Origin of the sequence: Streptomyces sp. MMBL 11-1, assembly GCF_028622875.1 — a bacterium.
GTDB lineage: Bacteria > Actinomycetota > Actinomycetes > Streptomycetales > Streptomycetaceae > Streptomyces.
Map to the genome: position 1 here is coordinate 2,097,113 of NZ_CP117709.1, position 24,153 is coordinate 2,121,265.

The following is a 24,153-nucleotide window of genomic DNA, read 5'->3' on the forward strand; positions in this document are numbered from 1 at the left end:
TCAAGGAGCTGCGCGAGCACGGCCTGTGCCCGGGCAGGCTGACGGAGCGGACAGCACGCCTGCTCCAGGACGGCAACGCGGAGCCGTCCTGGTCGACGAGTCTGCCCCGCAGAGCTCAGGGCCTGAGACCAAGCCGCCGAACCGATCTTCGCCACCACGTGGGGCACAACGCCACCTGCACGAGCTCCTCCGCACCGAGCCATGCCCGTGACCGCCTCGCCGGCCGGCCGATCGGCCTTCGCCATGATCAGGAGGTAGCGGAAACACGGACTGCGGGCGCTACGAGAGAAGCGACTCCCTCGGTTCGCAGGACCCCGCATCGGCGAGGAACGCCATGGCGATGCTCATGCCGTTGAAGACGTCGAGGACGGTGCGTTCCAGACCCAGCAGGGCGTACGTCGACTCCCGCATGACCGTGTCGACTTCACGCCGCTCCGGCGTCCGGGTGGCCAGCGCCGCGGCGGCGGAGAGGGCGAGATGGCCGGTGCCCAGGAAGACGAAGCCGTAGGCGCCGACCTTGAAGGGCCGGACGGGGTCTCTCCGGGTGAAGGGGCGGGATGTGGCCACGCCGCTCATGACTGCTCCTTGACATGGGCATGGACGTCGACGGAGGTGGGGGCGGGGCCCGAAGGGGGTTGCCAGCCGAGAACCGGGCCCAGGGCCCTCAACGTGACCACCCGCGGCGTGGCACGTACGGCAAGGTTCCGGATGGACACGGCAAGGGGATGGGAGAGCCTGACGAGTTCACCTATGCGCCGGGAGCGGCGGCTGATACGGGTGGTTCGCCGGAGTCTGGCCTTGGTGTACGCAGCGAGCGCGGCCGGTACGTCGGTATCGCCTGCGAGGAGGTGCGCCACGACGACCGCGTCCTCGATGGCCTGGCAGCCGCCCTGGCCCATGTTGGGCGTCATCGCGTGGGCGGCGTCACCGAGCAGGGCCACCCGGCCGGCGTGGAACCGGGGCAGGGGCGAGCCCAGTTCGTGGAAGTCGTGGTGGAGGATGCCGACCGGATCGGGGTTCCGCCGGTCCAGCCGGTCCAGCAGCGCGGGTATCGGATCGTGCCACGCACCGAAGCGCCGGATCAGTTCCGCGTAGTGGTCGGTCGGCCGCGCGCCGGGGCCGGTGACCGTGGTGGCGTAGACGTAGATCCGGCCGTCGGCGAGGGGAACGACGCCGAAGCGCTCGCCTCGGCCCCACGTTTCGGTCGCCCGCTGGGGAGGCAGGCCGGCACCGGGCAGCACAGCTCGCCATCCGGCCTCACCGGCGTGACGCAGCCCGGAGTGCCGGGGGAAGAGCCGGCCGCGCAGGACACTGCGCATGCCGTCGGCCGCCACTACGACGTCGGCACGCAGATCGCCCGCCGACGTACGCACGACCACGGCATCCCCGGCGTCGTCCACACCGGTCACCGATACGCCGAGGCGTACGGCTCCGGGCGGCAGGGCGGCGACGAGGACATCGATCAGGAAGCCGCGGTGCACGGCGCGCGCGGAGAGCCCGAAGCGGGTGGAGACAGCGCCGCTGTCGGAGCGGCTCAGCCACGTGCCGTCGGGCGTGCGCAGCCCGACCGGACCGGGCAGGGCGTCACCCGCCCGCACTTCGGAGCCCAGGCCGATCGAGTCCAGGGCGCGCAGTGCGTTGGGGGCGAGCACGATGCCGGCGCCGATACCCGTGAGGGCGGGAGCCCGTTCACACACGGTCACGCGCCATCCGCGGCGGCTCAGGGCCACTGCCGCGGCCAGACCCCCGATGCCGGCTCCGGCCACGACGGCATGACGAACACCCATTCCGACTGCCTCCCCCACTCATCCACGCACCGCCTCTACAGCCGTAGAGGCGAACACTCCGCACTCTACACCTGTAGAGTGCGGAGTGTGACCCCACCTGATCGCCGAGACCTGATCGCCGACGCCGCCATCAGCACTGTGGCCGCCGCCGGGCTGCGCGGCTTGACCCATCGCGCGGTTGACGCCGCCGCGGGGCTGCCGACCGGCAGCACGTCGTACTACTTCCGTACGCGGAGCGCTCTGATCAGCGCCTGCTACCTCCGCCTGGCCGAACTGTCGGTCGCCGACGTGGACCGGTGGGAAGCGGAGCACGGGCGCCCGGACCCGGAATCCGCCGCGGAGGCGCTGGCCGCGCTGCTGCACCACTGGCTGACGGTGGAACGGGATCGCCAGCTCGCCCGGTTCGAACTCAGCCTGGAGGCGACCCGTCGCCCGGAGCTGCGTGCCGACCTGCAGACCGCCGGCCTCGCCGCACGGTCCAAGGCCGCCGCGGTGCTGGCGGCGCTCGGCGCTCCCGATCCAGCGTCGGCAGCGGACCTGCTCGTCGCCTGGACCGACGGCCTGTTGTACGACTGGCTCGCCGGCGCGACGGCCGCGACCCGCCCGGTACCCGACGTTACCGAGCTGACCCCGGTCGTCCGGCGGATGCTTGCCGCCGTGCTCTCCACCTGACTGACGCCCGCTCCCCCAGGCGCCACAAGGCCTGACCCACCACCGCCGCTTGTCCGGGTGCCTCGATGCCCGCCTCGCGAAGTCATCCAGGGTGGAGGCAGTGGTGTCCGCAGGGACGCCGACCGAGAAGTCCAGCCGGACCCGGGTGGCGAGTCCTGCCGCGGCGGCGTCCAGTGCGGTGGCGCGCACGAAGCGGTCAGAAGCAAGGGCAGCGCGAGTATGGATGCCATGGAACACGCCGGCAGAGATGTGCCCCTCCCAGGGCTACAACGCCCCCGGCGTACGGGAGCGGTGCCAAAAAAAAGGGGCGGATACGTCAAGCAGGTACGTGACCACTCGCGAGTCGCATCGCCTCGGCCGGCGCCTCATCAGGCGGGGCGCCACCGTCATGGTGAACCAGCACCGTCGTACGGCCCGCCAGTACGTGACAGGTGTGCAACCCGGCGACCGTGAGATCGAAAGTACGGCCGGCCGTACGGTAGTGCCGGACATGCTCGACGGTCGCGTCCGGGTGTTGCCTGCCTCGTCATAGGTGTACGTGGCGAACTTGTCGAAGCCGGGCTGGTCCTCGCGGTCGACCCTGCTGGTTCTCCAACCGCTGGGTGCCCCGCTGGGAGGTGTTGTCGACCTGAGTGATCTTCCCGGCCGCACCGTTGGTCAGCTGCGTCTGCAGGGGCTTCCCGGTGTAGGTGTGTACCCGGTGACGGCCTTCAGCCCCCGTCTCGATCCCCGGTAGCGGGACGAGCTATTTCGCGAACCTCTTGCCTTGGAGTGCGGGGCCGCGGAGCCACAAAGGCTACTGATCACCGCCGACCGGCTGGTGGCGTGGTCTCCACCGAGCTCGGATTCGGTTCTCCGAGCCGCTTCTGCTCCTGTTTCTCCGACGCTTGCGACGCCTCATCGGGCTCCTCCCGAAAGTCGTATCGCGACGGCACCCCGTTGTCCGGTGTCTCGCGGGGGGGGGCGGATCCCCACCCCAAGGACGGGTAGCAGTGACCTCCCGCACAGTGTGGGGAGCTTCCCCCGGCACCGACGCGGAGTCCTGAACGGCATGCGGGTGCTCAGGACCAGGCTTTGGGGGCCGAGTCGCGTCAGGGGGCCTTATCGGAGGAGCTTCAGCACTGCGCCCGCCAGCCGCTCCGCCGTCACCGCCGCGTCCGTGTCCGTGTCCGCGTCCGTGTCCGGCAGGACCAGGTGGCTGATGGTCATGCGGACCGTGATGTCCGCCGCGCCGGTGATCGCGGGCTCGTCCTGGTCAGGGAAGCGTTCGGCAAGCCAGGCGCGCAGGAGGGCCTGGGCGGCATCGAAGATGGGGTCCGCGCGGGCGGTGAGGTAGGGCAGCAGGCTGTCGGAGCCTTCGCGGGAGGCCATGACGACGGCACTGATCAGGGGGTTGTGGTGGGCCTCCGTGAGAACGTGGCGGATCGCGGCCTCCAGGCAGGCCCTGGTGTCCGGCCGGCCGGGGTGGAGGACATCGGCGACGCCCGCCAGGAACTCCTGGGTCTCGCGGACCACCAGGGCGTGCCCCAGGCCTGCGCGGCTGCCGAACTCCTTGTAGACCGAGGGGCGGGACACCTCGGCGTCGGCCGCCACGGCGGACAGGCTGACCTGGTTCCAGCCGTCGGCGGAAGCCTTGTCGCGCGCCACGTCCAGTACCCGCTGTCTCATCTGTCTCCGCCAGGCGACGCGGGGCGGATCAGGTGCGGCTGTCTCAGGGTCAAGGCTCCGGGTCCTTCGCGTGTCTGCCGCCATGGCCCAAGTCTGGCAGGAGGGGCGGACGGCATCCCCGCCCGGGCGGGGATGCCGGGGCGGGGGCCGGGATGGTGGGGGTGGTCTCAGGTGCGCTTGCGGCGCAGCATGAGGAAGATGCCACCACCGAGGGCCAGGGCCGCTGCGGCCAGGCCCAGGGGCAGCGCCACACCCGCGCCGGTCGCGGCCAGGTCACCGCCCCCGCCGGTGGCGGCCGGTTCATCGCCCCCGCCGTGCGCCTTGACGTCGTTGCCGTCGCCGTCGGAGTGGCTGTCCGCGCCGGAGGTTACGGAGCCCGTCTCCTTGCCGGCGAACTGCTTCTCCTGCTCCTCTGAGCCCGCCGCGGACTCGACGCCGTTCTCCGTGGCCGTCGCCTCCGGCGCCGCCGCGTCCTTCGCCGCGCCGAAGACGTACGCGCCCCGGTCCGCCGACCCGGCGTTCCTGCGGGTGCCGGTGATGTCCGTGGTGATCTCGGGCAGCGGTGTGCCGGACCCGATCGCCGGCGAGCCCTTGGCCAGACGGAAGTCGGGGGTCCCGTCGTTGCCGGGTGCGACCAGCTTCGGGTCGGCGATGAGGTCGTGCGGGCCCTTCACCTCGGGCGCACGGCCGCCGAAGTACACGTTGTAGTCGTAGGTGACGTCGACGTTCTTGCTCTTGGAGTTGGTGGCCTGGTTCGCCCGGCCGTAGGAGACGTTGTTGAGGAGGCGAACGTCCCGGCTGTCGTGGGCGAAGATGTTGGCGTAGCTGTCCATGCGGGTGCTGCGGCCGTTCTGGTACGCCGTGTTGTGCAGGATGTCGACGTGCTGGCTCTTGAAGGAGTGGATCCCCGAGCCGCCGTTGTCGTACGACACGTTGTTGGCGACCAGGACACGGCCGCGGTAGTCGGGGCCGGCTTCTCCGGCTTTCGCCTTGTCCTTGAGCGTGTCGATGATGATGCCGTTACCGTCCGAATAGCAACGGCACTTCTCCCACTTCACCTTGGCTTCGTTGTCGTGGACGACGTTGTTGGTGACGCGGATCTTGTACTTTTTGGGGTCGCCGCCGTCGATGTCCTGCGCGGCCAGAATCGAGATGCCGCTGGTCGCGAAGACCGCGTACCACGAGGTGGCGTATACATGGTTGCGGTCGATGGTCATGTAGTCCGCGCCGCGTGAGCCGATGCCGAGGCCTTGGCAGTGGTGGACGGTGTTGCCGATGATGTCGATGTGGTGAGGCCGGGCGCCCGTCGCCTTGTTGGGCTCGGCCCACACGCAGTTGGTGTTGTACGTGCCTTTCTTGGTGCTGGCGCCCCGCTCGGCCTCGGCGAGGGAGATGTTGGCACTGTTGCCCTTGACCTCCAGGTCGCGGACCACGATGTGCGAGGCGCCGTTGATACGGATGCCGTTCCACGCGGCGACCGGGTTGATCACGGGGTGGTGTCCGGGGTGCGCGCGGTAGGTGATGGGCGCCCCAGCCTTGCCGGAGCGGGAGACCACCAGGACGTCCGAGCGGCCCGGCTTCTCCTTGTACGTGCCGTTCATGATCGAGACGGTGTCGCCGGGCGCGGTGCCGTCCGCGGCCTTCTGGAGCGTGCGGAACGGCTTGTCCGGCGAGGTTCCCGGGTTGCTGTCGGAGCCACTGGGGCTGACGTAGTACGTCCGGGCTGCCGCCTCGGCCTGCGGTGAGCCGACGAGGCCGAGGGGTATGGCCGATCCGGCCAGAAGTGCGGACATTGCGTATACGCCTGTGCGTTTCATTGCTGCCTTTTCCTTGAGGGCGCTCGCGCGCACGGCACCGCGTCCCGGCCGGCCATGGCGGGGCGTCGTTCGTGCACGGGAGACCTCACGGGCGATCGAGGACAAGGGGCACCACCGCGCCCGTGGTCGGCGGGCACGGCAGGGCGGACACCGCCGACGAGGCTTCATCCGGGGGGCAGGCGGCCGGGAGACGACAGCGCGACGCATGAACGTGGCTGGTCAGCCACGGCGTTACCCACCGGATCGTTCCGTGGGGGGCGAGTTGCGTCAGTGACGGTGGCAGACCCCGGCTTCAGATGCAAGACGGGTTGCCGTGTAAACCTTCTGACGTTCAGTCAGGTTACGTTCAGTTTTCATGAACCTGATGCCAGAGGGTTGCGCTCTGGTGTGCTGGTATACCAGCATGCCGCCATGCCAAGCATCGATTACGAGACAACGGACGGCGCGCCCTCCCCGATGGCACTGCCTCCCCTGGGCCAGCCGGCCTCCCGTACGGACCGGGTTCGCGACGCCCTGCGCCAGGCGATCCTCGACGGGGCACTGCTCCCCGGCAGGGCCCTGGTGGAGCGCGAGCTGGCCGAGACGTACGGCGTCTCGAAGACCCCGGTGCGTGAGGCCCTCAAGCAACTGCGGGCGACCGGCCTGGTGGAGATCAACGCCTACCAGGGCGTGAGTGTCCGCCGCCCCGACGACAAGCTGGTCCGGGAGCTGTACACCGCGCGGTGCGCCGCCGAGCCGGAGGCGGTACGGCTCGGAGCCGAGCTGCACGGTGCGACGCGCTACGCCCAGGCGCGGCGCGCACTGGAGGATGCCTCCGCGCTGATCGGCTCCGGGGAGACCCAGGGCCTCGGCATAGCCAACCGGCGCTTCCACCGGGAGCTGTACACCGCGTGCGGCAACAGCTTCCTGTGTGCCTTCCTCGACCAACTGCAGGACCTGACCGCGTTCGTGGCGGGACTCGGCTGGCGGCTGCGGGCCACTTTCGAGGAGGAGGCCGCCGAACACGCGGCGATCCTCGAAGCGATGGAACAGGGCGACGCCGACCGCGCCGAGAACCTGACCCGCGCCCACATCCGCAAGGCCCAGCAGACCATCGCAGGTTCGCTCGGGGCCGAGAAGTGAACACCGAACTCTTCGCCCACCCGCTGTCGTTCCGCCGGGCCCCCCAGGCCCGGGCGGAGCAGCTGCGGGAGGCGGGGGTGGACCGGGTCCGGCTGGCGTACGCCTACCACGGCGGGCGCTGGCTGCTCACGACGAGCGAGCCGGCGGCCGTCGTGGACTTCGCCGGAGGCCGCTGGTTCACCGGGCGAACCGGGGGCGGCGGGCATGCGTCCATGGCGCTGCCCGTGCACGGCGATCACGCGACGACGGCCGCCGAGGCGCTGGTCGCCTCGGGGGTGGCGGTGACGGGCTGGCTGGTGGCGCTCCACCAGTCGGCCCCGGCCACCACCCGTCCCGAACTGGCCGTGCGCAACGCGTTCGGCCACCCCTACCGGCACGCGCTGTGCCCGGCCCAGCCGGACGTGGTGCGCTACGCCCGGGACCTGGTCGCCGGGACCGCCGCTCAGCCCGGGGTCAGCGCCCTGGAACTGGAGGCCTTCGGCTATCTGGGCTGGCAGCACGCGAGCGCCCACGACAAGGCGGGCGCCGCGCTGCGGCCCGTGGACCGCTGGCTGCTCTCGCTGTGTTTCTGCCCGGCCTGCTCCGCCCGCCTGCTGGAAGCGGGCGTGGACAGCGCCGAGGCGGCGGGCCGTACCCGGGCCGCCGTCCTGGCACAGCTCCATGACCCCCGCCCAGCGGGTGGCGGCATCGCCGAGGACGGCGCAGCCGCGCTCGGGCAGGAGCTGCATGACGCGCTGCTCGCGGTGCGGGCCGATGTCACCGCCCGTCTCGTCCGGACGGCGGCCGAGGCGGCCGGGGGCCTGCCGGTGTCGGTGCGGGCCACCGCCGACCCGTACGCCTGCGACGGGAAGTCGACCGGTGAACTGTCCGCGCTCGCCGCGGCGGCGGGCGGGCTCACCGTCACCAACCTGGGCGGCGACCGTGCCGCCCTGCGGCGGGACCTGCTCGCCGCGAGCCGCACCGGCACCCGTTTCGCGGCCGGCTGGAACCTCGGCGCCGCGCAGACGCGCGGTGAGGAGGAGCTTGCCGACATCGCCCGCCTCGCCCGCACCCACGGCGCGAACGCGCTGGTTCTCTACGCCTACGACCTCGCCCCCGCCCATCGGCTCGACTGGCTCCGCCGTCTGCCGCGTGCCTCTGCGGGCGAGGACCCGGCGCCCCACCACAGCCCACCCCACAGACAAACGGAGCCGGCTCGATGACCGGATACCTGATCCGCCGACTACTCCAACTGATACCCGTCGTGCTCGTGGTATCGTTGGTGCTCTTCCTCCTCCTGCGACTGATGCCCGGTGATCCCACCGTGGACATCCTCGGCCAGGAGGCCAGCACCGCCGACCGAGCGGCACTGCGCGCCGAACTCGGTCTCGACGCCCCCCTGTGGAAGCAGTTCACCGACTGGATCGGCGGCATCGTCCGCGGTGACCTCGGAGCCTCCTGGCTGACCGGGGAGAAGATCGGCGCCGTACTGGGCGACCGGTTCGCCGCGACCGCCGAACTCGGTCTGATCGCTCTGGCCTTCGCCTTGTTCATCGGCATCCCGGCCGGCGTGCTGGCCGCCGTCAAACGCCGTGGGCCCACCGACACGGCCCTGAACTCCGTGGGCCTGGTGGCGCTGTCGGCTCCGCACTTCTACCTGGCCGCGCTGCTCATCCTGGTGTTCGCGCTGTGGCTGAAAGTGCTGCCGCCGTCCGGCTATGTGCCGTTCACCGAGGACCCCCTGGAGAACCTGCGGCACATGGCGTTGCCCGCTGTGACGATCGGCTCCACCATCGCGGCCGTCACCATGCGGCAGACGCGGGCCGCGCTGCTGGCCGCGTTCAACGAGGACTACATCCGCACCGCCGAGGCCGGCGGCCTCTCCCGCCGCCGGATCGTCGGCGTCTACGCCCTGCGCAACGCGATCGTGCCCGTCGTGACGGTCGTGGCGCTCCAGATCGGCGCGCTGATGAGCGCCACCGTGGTCACCGAGACCGTCTTCACCGTGCCCGGCATGGGCACGCTGATCGTCAACGGCATCTTCAGCCGGGACCTGCCCGTCGTGCAGGGCGCGGTCCTGATGGTCGTGGTCTTCGTCCTTCTGGTGAACCTGCTGGCCGACCTGGTCTACGCGTGGCTCGACCCGCGCATCACGTACTGACAGGAGCGACAATGGCCACCGAAACCCTCGCCCCGGCCCCGCGCCGGCCGGTCCTCGACCGGCTGCGCCGTGACCGCCGCGCCCAGCTCGCCCTGCCCGTCCTGCTGTTGCTCGTACTGGCGGCAGCGGCCCGGCCCTTCATGACCGACCGGATGCGGGCCACCGACACGGGCAACCTCCTCGCCGGGCCGGGCGCCGAGCACTGGCTCGGCACGGACGAACTCGGCCGGGACGTCCTCGCCCGCATCGTCGCCGGAGCGATGGTGACGACCGAGGTCGCCACCGTCACCGTCGGCGCCGCACTGATCGCCGGTACGGTCCTCGGCCTGATCGCCGGCTACCGGGGCGGATGGCTGGACTCCGTGATCATGCGACTGTCCGACGGCCTGCTCGCCTTCCCCCTGCTGGTGCTCGCCCTCACCGTTGTCGCCGCGCTCGGCCCCGGTCTGCGTAACGCGCTCATCGCCATCGCCGTGGTGACCACGCCCCGCTTCGCGCGGGTGGTCCGGGGCGAGGTGCTGTCGCTGCGGACCCGCGAATGGGTGTCGGCCGCACGCATCGTGGGCGTCCCGCACACCGCGATCATGCGCCGCCACCTGCTGCCGCATCTGGCGGGCACGCTGCTGGTGTTCGCCGCGCTCCAGGTGTCCACGGCGATCATGGCCGAGGCGGCGCTGAGCTTCCTGGGCCTGAGCGTGCAGCCGCCGCAGCCCAGCTGGGGCGCGATGGTCGCCTCCGGCACGGACCATCTCAGCGCCAGCTGGTCACTGAGCGTGTTCCCCGGTCTCGCGATCCTGCTGACCGTGGCCGCGTTCAACATGCTGGCCGACGCGCTGCGGGACGCGCTGGACGCACACCGGCCGCAGCTGACACCGCCCCGATGACGCCCCCGGGCTCCGGCCGCCGCGATGCCGGTCGCGGCAGGTCCGATGACATCAGGTCTCCGCGCGACCGACGGGCCCTCCAGCCCTTACGTCCTCCGGCCGGCCGCAGGCCCCATCTCTGACACCTCTCCCGGACGCCGCCCCGGCACTGCCCCGGCCCGCGTCCCGCCCCCTCGCCGATGGCCTTCCGGCACGACCCGGTCGCACGGTTCCCTCCCACGACGCCGCACCGGCGGCCCTCCCTGCCTGCCGGGCCCGCGTCCCCCGCCCCCCGGCGCTCCGTATCCCGCACCCGCGATCCGTACAGAAAGTGCCCCATCATGTCGCTTTCCTCACGTTCCTCCCGGTTCACGCCTCCCTCCTCCAGCCCCCCACGAGGGCTGCCACGCCGTACCGTCCTCGCCGGGGCCGCCGCCACCGCGGCCGCCGCCTCCCTGGCCACGCTCTCCGGATGCGGCGGCTCGGGCTCCTCCGGCGGCGGGTCCGCCACCCTGACCGCAGGCTTCGACAACGAGCCGGCCACTCTCGACCCGGCGCTGAGCGCCGCCATCTCCTCCGACCGCAATGTCCTGAACCTCTTCTTCGACGCGCTGGTCCGCCAGCGGCCCGACGGCACCTTCGAGGCAGCGCTCGCCACCACGTGGGAGCAGACCGACAAGGAGGTCACCTTCACGCTGCGCGACGGAGTGAAGTTCCACGACGACACCGACTGCGACGCCGAGGCCGTGGTCCACAACCTGCGCCGAGTGATGGACCCCGAGACGCTCTCCACCAAGGCCGCCGCGCTCGCCAAGGTCGCCTCCGTCGAGGCACCCGACGCCAGGACCGTCAAGCTGAGGCTGAAGTCACCGGACCCGCTGCTGCTCACCCACCTGGCGCACGAGGCGGGCATGATCGCCTCCCCGGCCGCCCTGAAGAAGTACGGCAAGGACTTCAGCCGCCACCCCGTGGGCACCGGCCCCTTCACCTTCTCGGTGTGGCGTTCCAAGGTGCAGCTGACCGCCGAGCGCAACGCCACGTACTGGGCGAAGGCCTCCGACGGCAGCAGCCTGCCCAAGCTCGAGAAGGTCGTCCTGCGCTTCGTCACCGAGGCCAAGGTGCTGCGCGCCGAACTCTCCACCGGCGGCGTCCAACTGGTGCGCGCCCTGCCCCCGGAGGAGTACAAGCAGCTCGCCGACGACAAGCGCGTCGTCATCAAGGACGGCGGGGTGCGACGCTCCTACTACGTCGCCCTCAACACCACCAAGGGCCCCTTCAAGAACCCGAAGGTGCGCGCCGCGTTCGCTCAGGCCGTCGACCGTCGCTCGGTGGGCAAGGCGGCGGCGGGCGACGAGTACGACATCGCCCCGTCCTTCGCGACCACCTCCGACTGGTTCTACGACGACTCCATAGCCCCCCTGCCGCACGACGCGGACACGGCGCGCAAGGCGCTCAAGGACGCGGGGCTGCGCGGTGAGGTTCCGCTCACCCTGGTCGCCCGCCGCCGCGCCCCCGACCCCACCATCGCCGAGCTGCTGCAGAGCCAGCTCACCGAGGCCGGCTTCGCCGCCAAGGCCGAAGTCCTGGAGTTCCAGACGATGCTGGACCGGATGAAGAAGCGGGACTTCGACGCGGCGCTGCTGGTCATCGACATACCGCGCCTGGACCCGTCGCTCTCCTTCGACCCGTACTTCACCAGCGACGGCCCCAACAACTGGTCCGGCCTCGACGACCGCACCCTCGACGCGCTCCTCGCCGACGGCGCCGAGTTGGCCGAACGGCCCGACCGGAAGAAGGCGTACGCGGACGCGCAGCGCCGCATCATCGACAACAACTACTGGGTCTTCCTGCACCAGGCGAAGTCCCCTCTCATCCACAGCAGCCGTCTCAAGGGCATCCAGCTGGACGTGGACGGCCAGTGGCGCCTCGCCGAAGCCGAACTGGGGGCGTGACGCCATGTCCCTCCTTGAGATCAAGGACCTCAGCGTCACCTTCAACGCCACCCCGGCCGGCCCGCCCGTGCGCGCCGTGGACAGCGTCGACCTCACCCTGAAGGCGGGCGAGACGCTGGCCGTCGTCGGCGAGTCCGGGTCCGGAAAGACGGTGACGGCACTCAGCCTGCTCGGGCTGAACCCGCCCGAGCCGGTCTGCGGCATCACCGGCGCGATCCGGCTCAACGGCGAGGACCTGCGCACCCTGGACGCCAAGCAGTGGCGGTCGGTGCGCGGGCGGCGGGTGGCCATGGTCTTCCAGGACCCCGGCTCCGCGCTGAACCCGCTGCTCACCACCGGCACCCAGATCATGGACGCGGTGCGCGCCCATGAACGGATGGGCAAGGACGAAGCCCGCCGCCGTGCGGTTCAGGCGCTGGAGCGGGCGCGGATGCCGGACCCGGAGAGCAGGCTGCGGCAGTACGCCCACGAGTTGTCCGGCGGTATGCGGCAGCGCGCCGCCATCGCCCTCGCCATCGCGTCCGGGCCCGAGGTGCTCATCGCGGACGAGCCGACCACCGCCCTGGACGTCGCCGTACAGGCGGAGATCATGGAGATGCTCCGCTCCCTCTGCGACGACCTCGGCATGGGCCTGATCCTGATCACCCATGACCTCGGGGTGGTCGCCGAGCAGGCCGACACGGTCGCGGTGATGTACGCGGGCCGGGTCGTGGAGAGCGGCCCCGCCGCCCATGTGCTGAAGAACCCGCGCATGCCGTACACGCAGGCGCTGCTCGCGGCCACACCCCGGGTCGACGCGGCCGCCCGTACCCGGCTGGTCTCCGTGGAGGGGCAGCCGCCGCGGCTGCAGGGCCGTGCCACGGGCTGCTCCTTCGCCCCGCGCTGCCCCGTCGCCGTGGACGACTGCGCGACGACCGTGCCCGAGCTGAAGGTGTACGGCTCCGACCACGCGGCCGCCTGTCACTTCGCGGACGCCCCGGTGGAACTGCCCGCCGGGCGGGCCCTGCCGGTGCTCGGTCCCGAGCCCGTCAGCGCGGTGTCCGACGGGGCCGCGCCGATCGCCGAGTTCGACGGCGTCGATCTGCGCTACCCCGTCCGGAGCGGGGCGCTGCGCCGGATCACCGGGCACGTGCACGCCGTCCAGGACGTGAGTCTGCGGGTGGAGGCGGGGAAGACGCTGGCGCTGGTCGGCGAGTCCGGTTCGGGCAAGACCAGCCTGACCAAACTGCTGCTGCGCCTGGAGCGGCCGTCCGGCGGTTCCGTCCGCTACGACGGCATCGACGTGACCCGGCCGGGCCCCGCGGAGCTGCGCCGCCTCCAGCGGGAGGTGCAGGTCGTCTTCCAGAACCCGTACGCCAGTCTCGACCCCCGGCTGACGGTCCGGCAGATCCTCCAGGAACCCCTGCGGGTGCACGGCCTGGAGTCCGGCGAGAGCGTGCTGACCGGGCTGCTGCGGGACGTGGGCCTCGACTCCTTCGCCCTGGACCGCTTCCCGGCCGCGTTCTCCGGCGGCCAGCGGCAACGCATCGCCATCGCGCGTGCCCTTGCCCTGCGCCCCCGGCTCATCGTCTGCGACGAGGCGGTCAGCGCCCTCGACGTCTCGATCCAGGCACAGGTCCTCAACCTGCTCGCCGCCCTCCAGGCCGAGCACGGCATGGCCTATCTCTTCATCACCCACGACCTGGCGGTGGTCCGCTCGGTGGCGCACCGCATCGCCGTGATGCGCCACGGCCGGATCGTCGAGGAGGGCCCGGCCGAGGACATCTACGCCGATCCCGCCCACGACTACACCCGTGAACTGCTGGCAAGCGCGCCCGGCCGGCACTCCCGTACGACACCGAACTCCCCGCACAAGGAACGGAGCCCCCAGTGGCGAAGGTGACCAGGGTCGTCCTGACCTCGATCAACACCCCCCGGCACAACAGCATCACCTGCGGCCACATCCTCGTCGAACTCCACACCGACGACGACTCCCTGGTGGGTGTGGGGGAGATGTCCGACCTCCAGCACCTGCCGCGCTTCCACTTCGACGTCCCCGAACTGGAGGCCACCCTCAACGAGATCCTCGTCGGACTCGACGCCCTCCAGCTCACCGAGGTGGAACGGCGCCTGGAGGCCAACTTCCCGCAGGCCGGCTACATCTACGACAAGAGCCGTGCCATCAAGTGCGGTGTGGACATCGCCTTCTGGGACCTCGCGGCCAAGCAGCTCGGCGTGCGCGTGGTCGACCTGCTGGGCGGCGCGGTACGCGAGTCCGTGCCGATCGCCTACCCGGTCTTCCGGCAGCAGAGCGAGGAGGACGTCGAACGCAACCTCGCCATGGTGGAGCGGCGCCTCACCGAGGGTTTCGAGTACTTCCGGGTGTACGTGGGCCGCCGGCTCGACCTGGACGAGCGCTTCCTGCGCACCGCCCGGGAACGGTTCGGCGACCGCATCACCATCAAGTCCCTCGACTTCTCCAACCTGCTGGACGCCAAGGCGGCCTGCAACTTCGCCGAACGCGTCGCCGACGTGGGCTACGGCCTGGTCGAGGCCCCGGCCCCCAACCACGACGTACGAGGCCTCGTGTACGCCCGCAACCGGCTCGCCGTCCCCATCAGCGAGCACGTCTACGGCTTCCGCTGGGCACTTGACCTGGTCGCCGCGGACGCGGTCGACGTGTTCAACGTGAGCGTCATCGCGATCGGCGGGATCACCCCGGCCCGGCGGATCTTCTCGATCGCCGAGGCCGCCGGGAAGACCTGCCTGGTGGGCACCACCCAGGAACTGTCCATCGGTACGGCAGCCGCCGCCCACATCGCCATGGCGATGCCGCCGGTCACCGAGCCCAGCGACCCGGTGGGCCCGCTGCTCTACACCCGCGACGTGGTGACCGACCCGGTGCGCTACATCGACGGCAGGCTGCACGTGCCGTCCGGCCCCGGCCTCGGCATGACCCTCGACCCGGAGCTGGTCAAGGCGTCGGCGTCCCCGCTGACCTGGGCGTCGACCAGCGCGGCGGCCGTGGTGGACCGTCAGGAGACGCAGCGATGACGGGCGGTTCGGACAGCACCGGCGGTACGGGCCCGGCCCGGGACCCCGCGGCTCCGCCAGGCGGGTCCCGCGGCCCCGCCGACACGGTCCCCGCCTCTCCCGGCCGCCGTTTCACCGGCCGTGTGGCCCTCGTCACCGGCGGCGCCCGCAACATCGGCCTCGCCATCGCCGTACGACTGGCCGAGGAGGGCGCCGCGATCGCGGTCAACGGACCTGACCCGGAGGAGGCCGAGGCGGCGGCGGCCGCGCTGCGGGACGGCGGGGCGCGTGCCGTCGCCTGTCCCGGCGACGTGTCGGACCCCGCGCAGGTCGACGCGTTCGTCGCCCGCGCCGTGGCGGAGCTCGGCGGCCTGGACGTGGTCGTCAACAACGCCGCCGCCGCCATGGTCGGCCGCGGCGGCCTCCTCGACCTGGACCCGGCGGACTGGGACCGCAGCTTCGCGGTCAACGCGCGCGGCACCTTCCTGTGCACGGTCGCCGCCGCCCGGGTCATGCGGGCCGGAGGCGCCGTCGTCAACATCTCCTCCGTCGGCGCGACCCGCGCCCACCGCGCGGCCGTCGCCTACGACGCCTCCAAGGGAGCCGTAGAGGCCACCACCAGGGCCACCGCCCTGGAACTCGCACCGCTCGGCATCCGCGTCAACGCCGTCGCGCCCGGCCCCGTCATCAACGACCGGTACGAGCTGCTGGACGCCGCGCAGAAGAGCGCCCGTATCCGGCCGGTGCCGCTCGGCCGGATGGGCGACGGTGCCGATGTCGCGGCGGCGGTCGCCTTCCTCGCCTCCGCCGACGCCTCCTTCATCACCGGCCAGGTGCTCACCGTCGACGGCGGTCTGACCGCCCAGATCCGGCCCCCGGGCACCGACCCGTCCCTCGACTCCCCCGCCACCACCACCCCGGCGCCCCTCGGCGCCGGCCGGCCGCAAGGAACCGCATCATGACCGAGACGCCCCAGGCACCGCTGAACCCCGACGACCTGGCCGCGCTCCGTGAGGCCAGCACCGCGACCCTCACCACCCAGCTGTTCAAGCTGGGCCTGCGCAACACCTTCCTCGCCGGGCTCGGCCGGGTGACCGGCGACCAGCCGCGCATGGTGGGCGAGGCGTTCACGCTGCGCTACATCCCGGCGCGCGAGGACATCGACACCCTCGATGTCTTCGACGACTACGACCATCCGCAGCGCGCCGCGATCGAGCAGGCCGGCCCCGGCCAGGTCCTGGTCGTGGACTGCCGTGGCGAGGGCCGCGCCGCCTCGGCCGGCAACATCCTGCTGTCCCGGCTGTCGGTGCGCGGCGCGGCCGGTCTGGTCACGGACGGCACGCTGCGCGACATCGAGGAGATCAGCAGGCTGCCGCTGCCGGTGTACGCGGCCGGTGCCGCCGCGATGACCAATCTCGCCCAGCACCACGCGGTCGACACCCAGGTCCCGGTCGGCTGCGCGGGCGTCGCCGTCTACCCGGGGGACGTCCTGGTCGGCGACCGCGACGGCGTGGTCTGCGTACCGCGCCATCTCGTGCCGGTGGTCGCCCGTCAGGCTCGGGAGCAGGAGCGCCTGGAGGCGTTCCTCACCGAGCGCGTCCTGGCCGGCGCCCCCCTGCGCGGCACCTACCCGGCGGACGAGGAAACGCTGCGCGCGTACGAGGAGAGCCGTCTCGCGACCGCCGCGCAGCCCTCGGCGCGGGTTCAGCCGCAGCCGCAGGGCTGACCCTCGCCCCTCCCCACTCCTGCGGCGGGGCGGGCCCGCCGCAGGGCATTACCAGCCTCCAAAAAAGAAGGCAGGAACACGATGGTCAACTCTCCCTCCCTCAGGCGCCCCTCCGCGGCCTTGATCGCGGCCTCCCTCGTCGCCGGTCTGATATCCGTCGCGACGGCGGCCCCGGCCACGGCCGCCGATCTGACCGGCGACTTCGACTCCACCGCCGTCGGCACGACACCCTCCGGCTGGTCCGTGACCGGAGCGGCCGGTGACGCCACCGTGCAGGACGTGCCCGGCACCGTCGACCGCAGTCTGCGGCTGCGCGACACCTCCACCGGCGCGCCCGTCACCGCGCGCGCCTCCTTCGGCACGACGGCCTCGATGGTCGTCGCGGGTTTCCGGCTGCGCGCCGCGCAGACCTCCGCGACGGTCGGTGTGCACCTCGACGGTGCGGGCGGCCACAACGTCACCGTCGCCATGGGTGCCGACGGGCGCCTCTTCACGTACGACGGCAGCGGGCGTGTCGACCTCGGCGCCTACACGGCCGGCCGCTGGTACGACATCCGTGTCGTCGCCGACCCCTCCTCGGGCACCGCCGACGTCTACATCGACGGCTCCCGCACGGCGAGGCGTCTGGCGTTCCGCACCGCCACCACGTCCCTGGGCGGGCTCCAAGCCGGTGTCTCCACCGCCGACACCGGCACCGCCTGGCTGGACGACGTACGCGTCACCACCGAGTCCGGGCCGCAGGGCTGGCCCTACCTCGGACAGGTCGGCCCGCGACCCGCCCTCCAGATCGGCACCTCCAACCTGCTGGTCGGCGCCGAGACCCTGGACCGGGACTACGCCAGCCACCAGGCGTTCTCCCCGTACCTCGGCAAGCTCGGCGCGACCGGGGTGCGCCTCCAGGGCGGCTGGGCCAAGACCGAGAAGACCAAGGGCGTCTACGACTGGACCTGGCTGGACAAGATCGTCGATGACGCCCGTGCGAAAGGTCTCAAGCCGTGGATCCAGCTGTCGTACGGCAACAGGATCTACAGCGGGGGCGGCGGTGGCGGCCTCGGCGGTGAACTGCCCTCCTCCGCCGAGGGCCTGAAGGCGTGGGACGCCTGGGTGAAGGCGATGGTGAACCGGTACAAGGACCGGGTCACCGAGTGGGAGGTCTGGAACGAGCCCAACCTCGCCGGTATCCCGGTCGCCGACTACACCGACTTCTACATCCGTACGGCCGGCCTGGTGCGCGCCGCGCAGCCCGGCGCGGTGATCTACGGACAGGAGGCGGGGATCGACGTCCCGTACGCCAAGGACTTCCTGACGCTGCTCTCCCAGAAGGGCAAGTCCGAGCTGCTGGGCGGCTTCAGCTACCACCCGTACAACGCCAACCCGGACGACGTCTGGACGTACCAGCAGGTCGCGAAGTTGAAGGCGCTGGTCGACCAGTACGCGCCCGGTGCGGTGATCCGGCAGGGGGAGAACGGCGCGCCCAGCACCCCGGGCAGCTTCGGTGCGCTGGGTGACCTGGACTGGACGGAGCTGAGCCAGTCGAAGTGGTTCCTGCGCCGGGTCCTCAACGACCTGGGCCGGGACATCAGTACCTCCGTCTTCAGCATCTCCGACCTGCACTACCCGGGGAAGGTCAACAGCAAGGGCCTGCTCCAGACCAACACGGACAAGTCGATCCGCTACGCGAAGCAGTCGTTCTACGCCGTGCAGGCCCTGGCGTCGGTCTTCGACAGCAGGCTGAAGCCGCTGCCCGGCTACGGCTGGAGTGCCACGCCCAGCACGTCGCTGACCGTTCAGGCCTTCGCCGACCGCACCAGCGGCCGCCAGGTCGTCGGCGTGTGGTCCGGTGCGGGCAAGCCCTCCGAGTCCAGAAACCGCACGTCCACGGATCTCACCTTCACCGGTGGTGACTTCTCCGACCCGGTGTACATCGACGTACGCACGGGCGCCATCCACGACATCCCGGCCGCCAACTGGTCGGCGCAGGGCGGCACGTACACCTTCAAGGACATTCCGGTGTACGACTCGCCCGTCCTGATCGCGGACCGCTCCACCGTCAAGTTCTAGTGCCCTGCCGGTCCCGCCCCGGCACCGCCGGGGCGGGACCGGCCCAGGAGGCAATCGTGCAAGCCCCTGTCAGAGCCGCGCTGAAGTCGATCGTCGGTGACGCCCACTACCGCGACACGGACGGCGATTTGGTCCCCTTCAGCCGGGACGCGACCCCCCTGTTCTCCGCCCGGCCCGACGCCGTGGTCTTCCCGGCCGACACCCATGAGGTGGCGGCCGTCCTGAAACTCGCCACCCGGCACGCCGTGCCGGTCATCCCGCGCGGCGCCGGCTCCAATCTGTGCGCGGCGACCGTCGCCCTGCGCGGCGGCATCGTCCTCGCCCTCACCCGCCTCGACCGCATCCTGGAGATCGCCCCGCCCGAACTCCTCGCCCGTGTCCAGCCGGGCGTCACCAGCACGGCCCTCGCCGACGCCGCCACCCGCGAGGACCTGCTGTGGGCACCCGACCCCGGCAGCCGCGCAGTCGCCACCATCGGCGGCACCATCGCCACCAACGCGGGCGGCCTGCGCGGCCTGAAGTACGGCGTCACCCGTGACTATGTCCTCGGCCTGGAAGCCGTCCTGCCCACCGGGGAGATCATCCGCACGGGCGGCAGACTCCACAAGGACGTCGCCGGCTACGACCTGACGCGGCTGCTGACCGGTTCCGAGGGCACCCTCGCCGTCATCACCGAGGCCACCCTCGCGCTCCGGCCCGCGCCGCGCACCTCCGGCACCGGCGTCGCCTACTTCTCCGACCTGGCCACCGCGGGCCGCGCGGTCGCCGCGATCATCTCCGACGGCGTGCTGCCCGCCACCCTCGAATTCCTCGACCGGTCCTGCGTCCGCGCCGTGGAGGAGTTCGCCGGGCTGGGTCTGCGCACCGACGCCGGGGCGCTCCTGCTCTTCGGCGACGACGGCGAACCCGACTCCGTCGCCCGGGTCATGGCCCGGATGAGCGACGCCTGCTCCGCCCAGGGCGCCCTGGAGGTCACCACCGCCGCCCGTATCGCCGAGGCCGAGGCGCTGCTCGCCGCCCGCCGCTGCGCGCTGCCCGCCCTGTCCCGGCTGGGCTCCCTCACCATCCTGGAGGACGCGACCGTTCCCCGCCCGCGCATCGCCGAGATGGTCGAGCGCATCGACCGCATCGCCGAACGCCACGACGTCACCATCGCCACCTTCGGCCACGCCGGCGACGGCAACCTCCATCCGACCTGCGTCATCGAGTCGCGCGAGGACACCGAGTCCGTCGCCCGTGCCGAGCACGCCTTCGGAGAGATCTTCTCCGCCGCCATGGAGCTCGGCGGCACCATCACCGGCGAACACGGCGTCGGCGCGGCCAAGTTCCCCTATCTGTCCGCGCAGCTCGGCTCCGACCAGGTGTCGCTGCTGCGCCGGGTCAAGGACGCCTTCGACCCGGCCGGAATCCTCAACCCCGGAAAGCTGGGTTCATGAACGGCACCCCCGGAAGGCGGCACGCATGACCGAGCGCGTCTTCGACCCCGAGCTCCTCTCCCGCTGCATCTCCTGCGGCTTCTGCCTGCCCGCCTGCCCGACGTACGCGGCCACCGGCGACGAGGCGTCCTCTCCCCGCGGCCGCATCAACCTGATGCGCGCCCTCCAGAACGGCGACCTCGACCCCTACGACCCGACCCTCACCGAACAGGCCTCCCAGTGCCTGGGATGCCGAGCCTGCGAACCGGTCTGCCCGGCCGGGGTCGAGTACGGCCAGCTTCTGGAGCAGTGGCGCGACCACCAGTGGAAGGGCCGCCGCCGGCCCCTGACCGCGCGTGCGCTGATGCTGGTGACGCGACTGCGCGAGGTGTTCCGCGTGATGGGTGCGGTGAGGCGGCTGCCGGGGGCTGTGCTGAGGAAGGCGCGGCGACCGCGTGCGCCCTCCACCGGGAACCCGGTGGGGGTCGCGACGCCGGAGGCCTCCCTGATGCTCGGCTGCTTCGAACAGGTGCTGTTTCCCGAGGTCAGCCGGGCCGCGCGGCAGCTGGTGCCGGGGATCGCGGCCCCCACCGGCCAGGGCTGCTGCGGCGCCCTGCACGCCCACAACGGCGACACGGCGGCCGGCGAACGCCTCGCCCACCGCCTCGGCGAGGACCTGCCCGGCATCATCGTCACCACATCCGGCGGCTGCGCGGCGCACCTGGCGTCGGTCCTGGGCCGGGACCGGGTGAAGGAGATCTCCGAACTGCTGGCGGAGCGGGGCGAGACGGACGAGCCCACGACACCGGCGGGCGAAGTGCGGGTGGACGGGCGTCGCGCCCGCGTCACCCTCCAGGACTCCTGCCACCTCCGCAACGGCCTCGGCGTCTGGAAGGAACCCCGCACCCTGCTCGGCCGTGTCGCCGACTACGTCGAACTGCCCTCCGCCGCGGGCTGCTGTGGGGCCGCGGGCACATACGCCCTGCTCAGGCCGCGCGAGTCCCGCCGCATCCTCGACGCCAAGATCCGCGAGATCGAAGCGGCCGGAGTGGACTACGTCGTCGCCGTCAACCCGGGCTGTCTGCGCCAGCTCCAGACGGGCCTGCGCCGGGCCCGCTCCCGCGTCAAGGCCGTCCACATGGCCGAACTCCTGACACAGGCGACGGACGACACCCACCACTGACCTGCACCTGCCATTTCCCTGTAGAAGAGGTAAGACATGCCCACCCCTTCACCTGCTCCTGCTGCTTCTTCGGCGGCCCATGCCGCGACGGAGGCAGCCGAGGCCGCCGCACCGTCGCTGGCCGCCCTCCCCCTCCCTGCGCGGGCCTCGCTGCTGCGGGGCCTGTCGCAGGCGCTCGGCGACAACGACGTCCACCTGGCGTCCGTGGCCGAGGACGAGACCCGGCTCGGCGTGGAACGCCTCAAGGGCGAGATCCGTCGCACCCGGGTGCAGCTCGAGATGTTCGCCGACGTGGTCGAGGACGGCAGCTACCTGGACGCGGTGATCGACCACGCCGACCCGGCGGCCCGGCCCGCGCCTCGCCCCGACATCCGCCGCATGCTGGTGCCGCTGGGCCCGGTCGCGGTGTTCTCGGCGTCGAACTTCCCCTTCGCCTTCTCGGTCCTGGGCGGCGACACGGCGAGCGCGCTGGCGGCAGGCTGCCCGGTGGTGGTCAAGGCCCACCAGGGGCACCCCCGCCTGTCCGACCTGACCGCCGAACTCGCCGCGGACGTCCTGCCGGAGGGCGTCCTGACCCTGGTCCACGGCCGGGAGACGGGCCGTGCGCTGGTCACCGATCCGGCGATCCGCGCAGCCGGCTTCACCGGCTCCACCGCGGGCGGACGAGCCCTGTTCGACCTGGCGACGGGCCGCCCGGACCCGATCCCGTTCTACGGTGAGCTCGGCTCCCTCAACCCAGTGGTGGTGACCCCGGCGGCATGCGCCGCACGCGGCGCGGACATCGTGCGCGAGTTCGCGGCGTCGGCGACGCTCGGCCAGGGGCAGTTCTGCACCAAGCCGGGTCTGCTGTTCCTGCCGGCGGGCCATGGCCTGGACGACGCCCTGCGCAAAGAGTACGTGTCGAGGCCCCCGACACCCCTGTTGGGCGATTGGATCGCGAACGCCTACCGCACGACGCTCACCACTCTCGCCACACACCCGGCGGTACGGCCCCTGCACAACCCGCCCCACCCCGCGGAACCCCGCTACGCCGCCCCGGCCCTCCTCACCACGACGGCCGAGGCGCTGCGTACCTCCCCCGAGCTTCTGGAGGAATGCTTCGGCCCAGCCTCCCTGGTCGTCACCTACACCACCCACGAGGACGTGCTGGAGACCCTGCGCGCCCTCCCGGCGGGGCTCACAGCCACCATCCAGGGCGAGGAGGCCGAGGACGAGGATCTCTTCCACACCCTGACCAGCACTCTGCGCACCGGACGCCTCATCTGGAACGGCTGGCCCACCGGAGTCGCCGTCACCGCCGCCATGCACCACGGCGGCCCCTGGCCCGCCACTACCTCCCCGCTCCACACCAGCGTCGGCACCCGCGCGATCACCCGTTGGCTTCGCCCGATCGCCTACCAGGACACCCCGGACGCATTCCTGCCTCCACCGCTCCAGCAGGGGAATCCGTGGGACATTCCGCGGGAGGTGAACCTCCCCAGCTGACGAGCGCGTGCACGGCGGGCAGAAAGGCGCCGACGAGGTCGACGAGGCCTGATGTCTCCATCTGAGTGCGGTTTCAGGTCCGCGGTCTGTTGGCGGGACAGCAGTCCGGCGATGGCCTGGACGGTGACGTTGTTGTGTTCGCGGCGGGCCCGCACCCGCCGGTTCCTCAGATGAGGGCTGCCGTGTCCGACACCGATACGGCGTGAGGAATGGGCTGTGCACTGACACGCTGCGACAGCGGGCCCGTACCGCACGGTCCGCGGCTGGTACCGCACGGAAAACCGCCGTGAGATCCACGTATCCCCAGGTCAGAACGATTCTGCCTGGGGACGCTCGGTGGGGCGGGTGGGACTCGAACCCATTCAAGTGACGCCTCTCACCTGCAGCTTTACCAAAGGGACCGATTTATACCCCCGCTTCGATCCGGTTGCGTCCTGCTTGATCCGGCTCGATCGGGAATGGTGCAGCGTTCGCTGCACCACTTTGCCAGCGCCTCTCAGGGGTCAAGGTTCCGAGCACTCCCCCGGCCTGACCTCGCCAAAGCGGCAGTCGTTCGGTCAGCATGGCGCAGCCGGACAGTGGGCGGGCGCGGCGGAAACCTCAGCAACCACAGTCAGCCTTGCCGCGAGGCGCCAAGCTCGTTACTGGGTCGTCGGCGGCCTCGTCTCCGGTCAACACATCGCCCCACGCCCCCGGACGATCGCGCATCAGGGCGTCAAACGCCAGGCCCGGGCCGGCTCGTGTCCGGCCCGGGCTGCCAGGCCCCGGGCCTACGGCCCGGGGAACCTGTCGAGGCGTCCGAAGTGGCTACGGGTTCTTCTTCTTGAGCTCGTAGCCGTACGGCTTGTCGACGTTCGTGCTGAAGAAGAGCACCTGGGGCGGACCGTCCTCGGCGACCATGAGGACGGCCATCTGGTCAGCGTCCGCGAACGAGCCGCCGGCGTCGATCCTCAGTTGCAGTCTGTCCTCGTCGCTGTCATCCACATTCCAGGTTCCCGAGCCCGCGACCCTGTCCTCGGTGGGCGGCTCGCCGAAAGCGAAGCCGACGGACTCGGTGGGGATCCCCTTCATGCTGAACCGGCCGTCGGCCTGGAACTCGACCCGGCCGCCGCCGCTCCCGGTCCAGACTCCCGGCAGCCCGTCGGGGTCCACGGCCGTGGTGCCGGCCGTGGAACACCCGCTCAGGGTCACCGCGAGCCCCAGAGCCACGAATATGGCGGCGAATCGCCCTCTTCCTACAGACATGCTTC

The 24,153-nt window shown here is 71.6% G+C and carries 19 protein-coding genes; 14 read left to right on the forward strand and 5 right to left on the reverse strand.

From position 1 onward, the window contains the following. Positions 1-279 precede the first annotated feature (279 nt). Together PSQ21_RS09025 and PSQ21_RS09030 are read right to left on the reverse strand one after the other, a co-directional pair. Complete coding sequence (locus tag PSQ21_RS09025; protein WP_274029922.1) at positions 280-576, reverse strand: LIC_13387 family protein; 297 nt, start codon at positions 574-576, stop codon at positions 280-282. Then, entirely contained in the window at positions 573-1,787 is a 1,215-nt protein-coding gene (locus tag PSQ21_RS09030; protein ID WP_274029925.1) for an FAD-dependent monooxygenase, read from the reverse strand. The genes PSQ21_RS09025 and PSQ21_RS09030 overlap by 4 nt, the downstream gene beginning before the upstream one ends. 87 nt (positions 1,788-1,874) lie before the next feature. Here PSQ21_RS09030 and PSQ21_RS09035 point away from each other — a divergent pair, with 87 nt between their 5' ends. Continuing rightward, positions 1,875-2,459 (forward strand): TetR/AcrR family transcriptional regulator, encoded by a 585-nt coding sequence (locus tag PSQ21_RS09035; protein ID WP_274029926.1) that lies wholly within the window; start codon positions 1,875-1,877, stop codon positions 2,457-2,459. 1,101 nt (positions 2,460-3,560) lie between these two features. On the opposite strand, the gene PSQ21_RS09040 is transcribed toward PSQ21_RS09035, so the two are convergent. Then, positions 3,561-4,127, reverse strand: a complete 567-nt coding sequence (locus PSQ21_RS09040) for a TetR family transcriptional regulator (protein ID WP_274029927.1) — start codon at positions 4,125-4,127, stop codon at positions 3,561-3,563. A 167-nt stretch (positions 4,128-4,294) separates the two neighbouring features. Next, positions 4,295-5,920: a right-handed parallel beta-helix repeat-containing protein gene (locus PSQ21_RS09045; RefSeq protein WP_274029928.1), complete on the reverse strand. Its 1,626-nt coding sequence runs from the start codon at positions 5,918-5,920 to the stop codon at positions 4,295-4,297. A 435-nt stretch (positions 5,921-6,355) separates the two neighbouring features. On the opposite strand from PSQ21_RS09045, the gene PSQ21_RS09050 reads away from it, so the two are divergent. The 13 genes from PSQ21_RS09050 to PSQ21_RS09110 all read left to right on the forward strand — a co-directional run bounded on the left by PSQ21_RS09050 (position 6,356) and on the right by PSQ21_RS09110 (position 22,903). Then, on the forward strand, positions 6,356-7,066 hold the full coding sequence (locus tag PSQ21_RS09050) for a GntR family transcriptional regulator (protein ID WP_274029929.1): 711 nt from the start codon (positions 6,356-6,358) through the stop codon (positions 7,064-7,066). Then, on the forward strand, positions 7,063-8,268 hold the full coding sequence (locus PSQ21_RS09055) for a hypothetical protein (RefSeq protein ID WP_274029930.1): 1,206 nt from the start codon (positions 7,063-7,065) through the stop codon (positions 8,266-8,268). The genes PSQ21_RS09050 and PSQ21_RS09055 overlap by 4 nt, the downstream gene beginning before the upstream one ends. After that, the gene (locus PSQ21_RS09060; protein WP_274029931.1) at positions 8,265-9,206 is read left to right on the forward strand and encodes an ABC transporter permease; all 942 of its coding nucleotides are present in this window, start codon (positions 8,265-8,267) and stop codon (positions 9,204-9,206) included. The genes PSQ21_RS09055 and PSQ21_RS09060 overlap by 4 nt, the downstream gene beginning before the upstream one ends. 11 nt (positions 9,207-9,217) lie before the next feature. Next, a complete protein-coding gene (locus PSQ21_RS09065) occupies positions 9,218-10,090 on the forward strand; it encodes an ABC transporter permease (RefSeq protein WP_274029932.1) in 873 nt (290 codons plus the stop codon). A 320-nt stretch (positions 10,091-10,410) separates the two neighbouring features. After that, the gene (locus PSQ21_RS09070; protein ID WP_274029933.1) at positions 10,411-12,021 is read left to right on the forward strand and encodes an ABC transporter substrate-binding protein; all 1,611 of its coding nucleotides are present in this window, start codon (positions 10,411-10,413) and stop codon (positions 12,019-12,021) included. A gap of 4 nt (positions 12,022-12,025) precedes the next feature. Then, positions 12,026-13,903 (forward strand): ABC transporter ATP-binding protein, encoded by a 1,878-nt coding sequence (locus PSQ21_RS09075; RefSeq protein WP_274029934.1) that lies wholly within the window; start codon positions 12,026-12,028, stop codon positions 13,901-13,903. After that, entirely contained in the window at positions 13,891-15,054 is a 1,164-nt protein-coding gene (locus tag PSQ21_RS09080) for a mandelate racemase/muconate lactonizing enzyme family protein (RefSeq protein ID WP_274029935.1), read from the forward strand. The genes PSQ21_RS09075 and PSQ21_RS09080 overlap by 13 nt, the downstream gene beginning before the upstream one ends. After that, on the forward strand, positions 15,051-15,995 hold the full coding sequence (locus PSQ21_RS09085) for an SDR family NAD(P)-dependent oxidoreductase (RefSeq protein ID WP_274029936.1): 945 nt from the start codon (positions 15,051-15,053) through the stop codon (positions 15,993-15,995). The genes PSQ21_RS09080 and PSQ21_RS09085 overlap by 4 nt, the downstream gene beginning before the upstream one ends. After that, entirely contained in the window at positions 15,992-16,759 is a 768-nt protein-coding gene (locus tag PSQ21_RS09090) for a ribonuclease activity regulator RraA (protein WP_274029937.1), read from the forward strand. The genes PSQ21_RS09085 and PSQ21_RS09090 overlap by 4 nt, the downstream gene beginning before the upstream one ends. An 81-nt stretch (positions 16,760-16,840) precedes the next feature. Continuing rightward, positions 16,841-18,820 carry a GH39 family glycosyl hydrolase gene (locus PSQ21_RS09095; RefSeq protein WP_274029938.1) on the forward strand — a complete coding sequence of 660 codons (1,980 nt, stop codon included), beginning with the start codon at positions 16,841-16,843 and terminating at the stop codon, positions 18,818-18,820. Between the two features lie 56 nt (positions 18,821-18,876). Then, the gene (locus PSQ21_RS09100; RefSeq protein WP_274029939.1) at positions 18,877-20,256 is read left to right on the forward strand and encodes an FAD-binding oxidoreductase; all 1,380 of its coding nucleotides are present in this window, start codon (positions 18,877-18,879) and stop codon (positions 20,254-20,256) included. A gap of 25 nt (positions 20,257-20,281) precedes the next feature. Next, complete coding sequence (locus PSQ21_RS09105) at positions 20,282-21,418, forward strand: (Fe-S)-binding protein (protein ID WP_274029940.1); 1,137 nt, start codon at positions 20,282-20,284, stop codon at positions 21,416-21,418. 36 nt (positions 21,419-21,454) lie between these two features. After that, positions 21,455-22,903: an aldehyde dehydrogenase (NADP(+)) gene (locus PSQ21_RS09110; protein ID WP_274029941.1), complete on the forward strand. Its 1,449-nt coding sequence runs from the start codon at positions 21,455-21,457 to the stop codon at positions 22,901-22,903. Between the two features lie 807 nt (positions 22,904-23,710). Here the strand turns inward: PSQ21_RS09110 and PSQ21_RS09115 are convergent. Next, positions 23,711-24,148, reverse strand: coding sequence for a hypothetical protein (locus tag PSQ21_RS09115; RefSeq protein WP_274029942.1), 438 nt, complete (start codon positions 24,146-24,148; stop codon positions 23,711-23,713). Positions 24,149-24,153 lie beyond the last annotated feature (5 nt).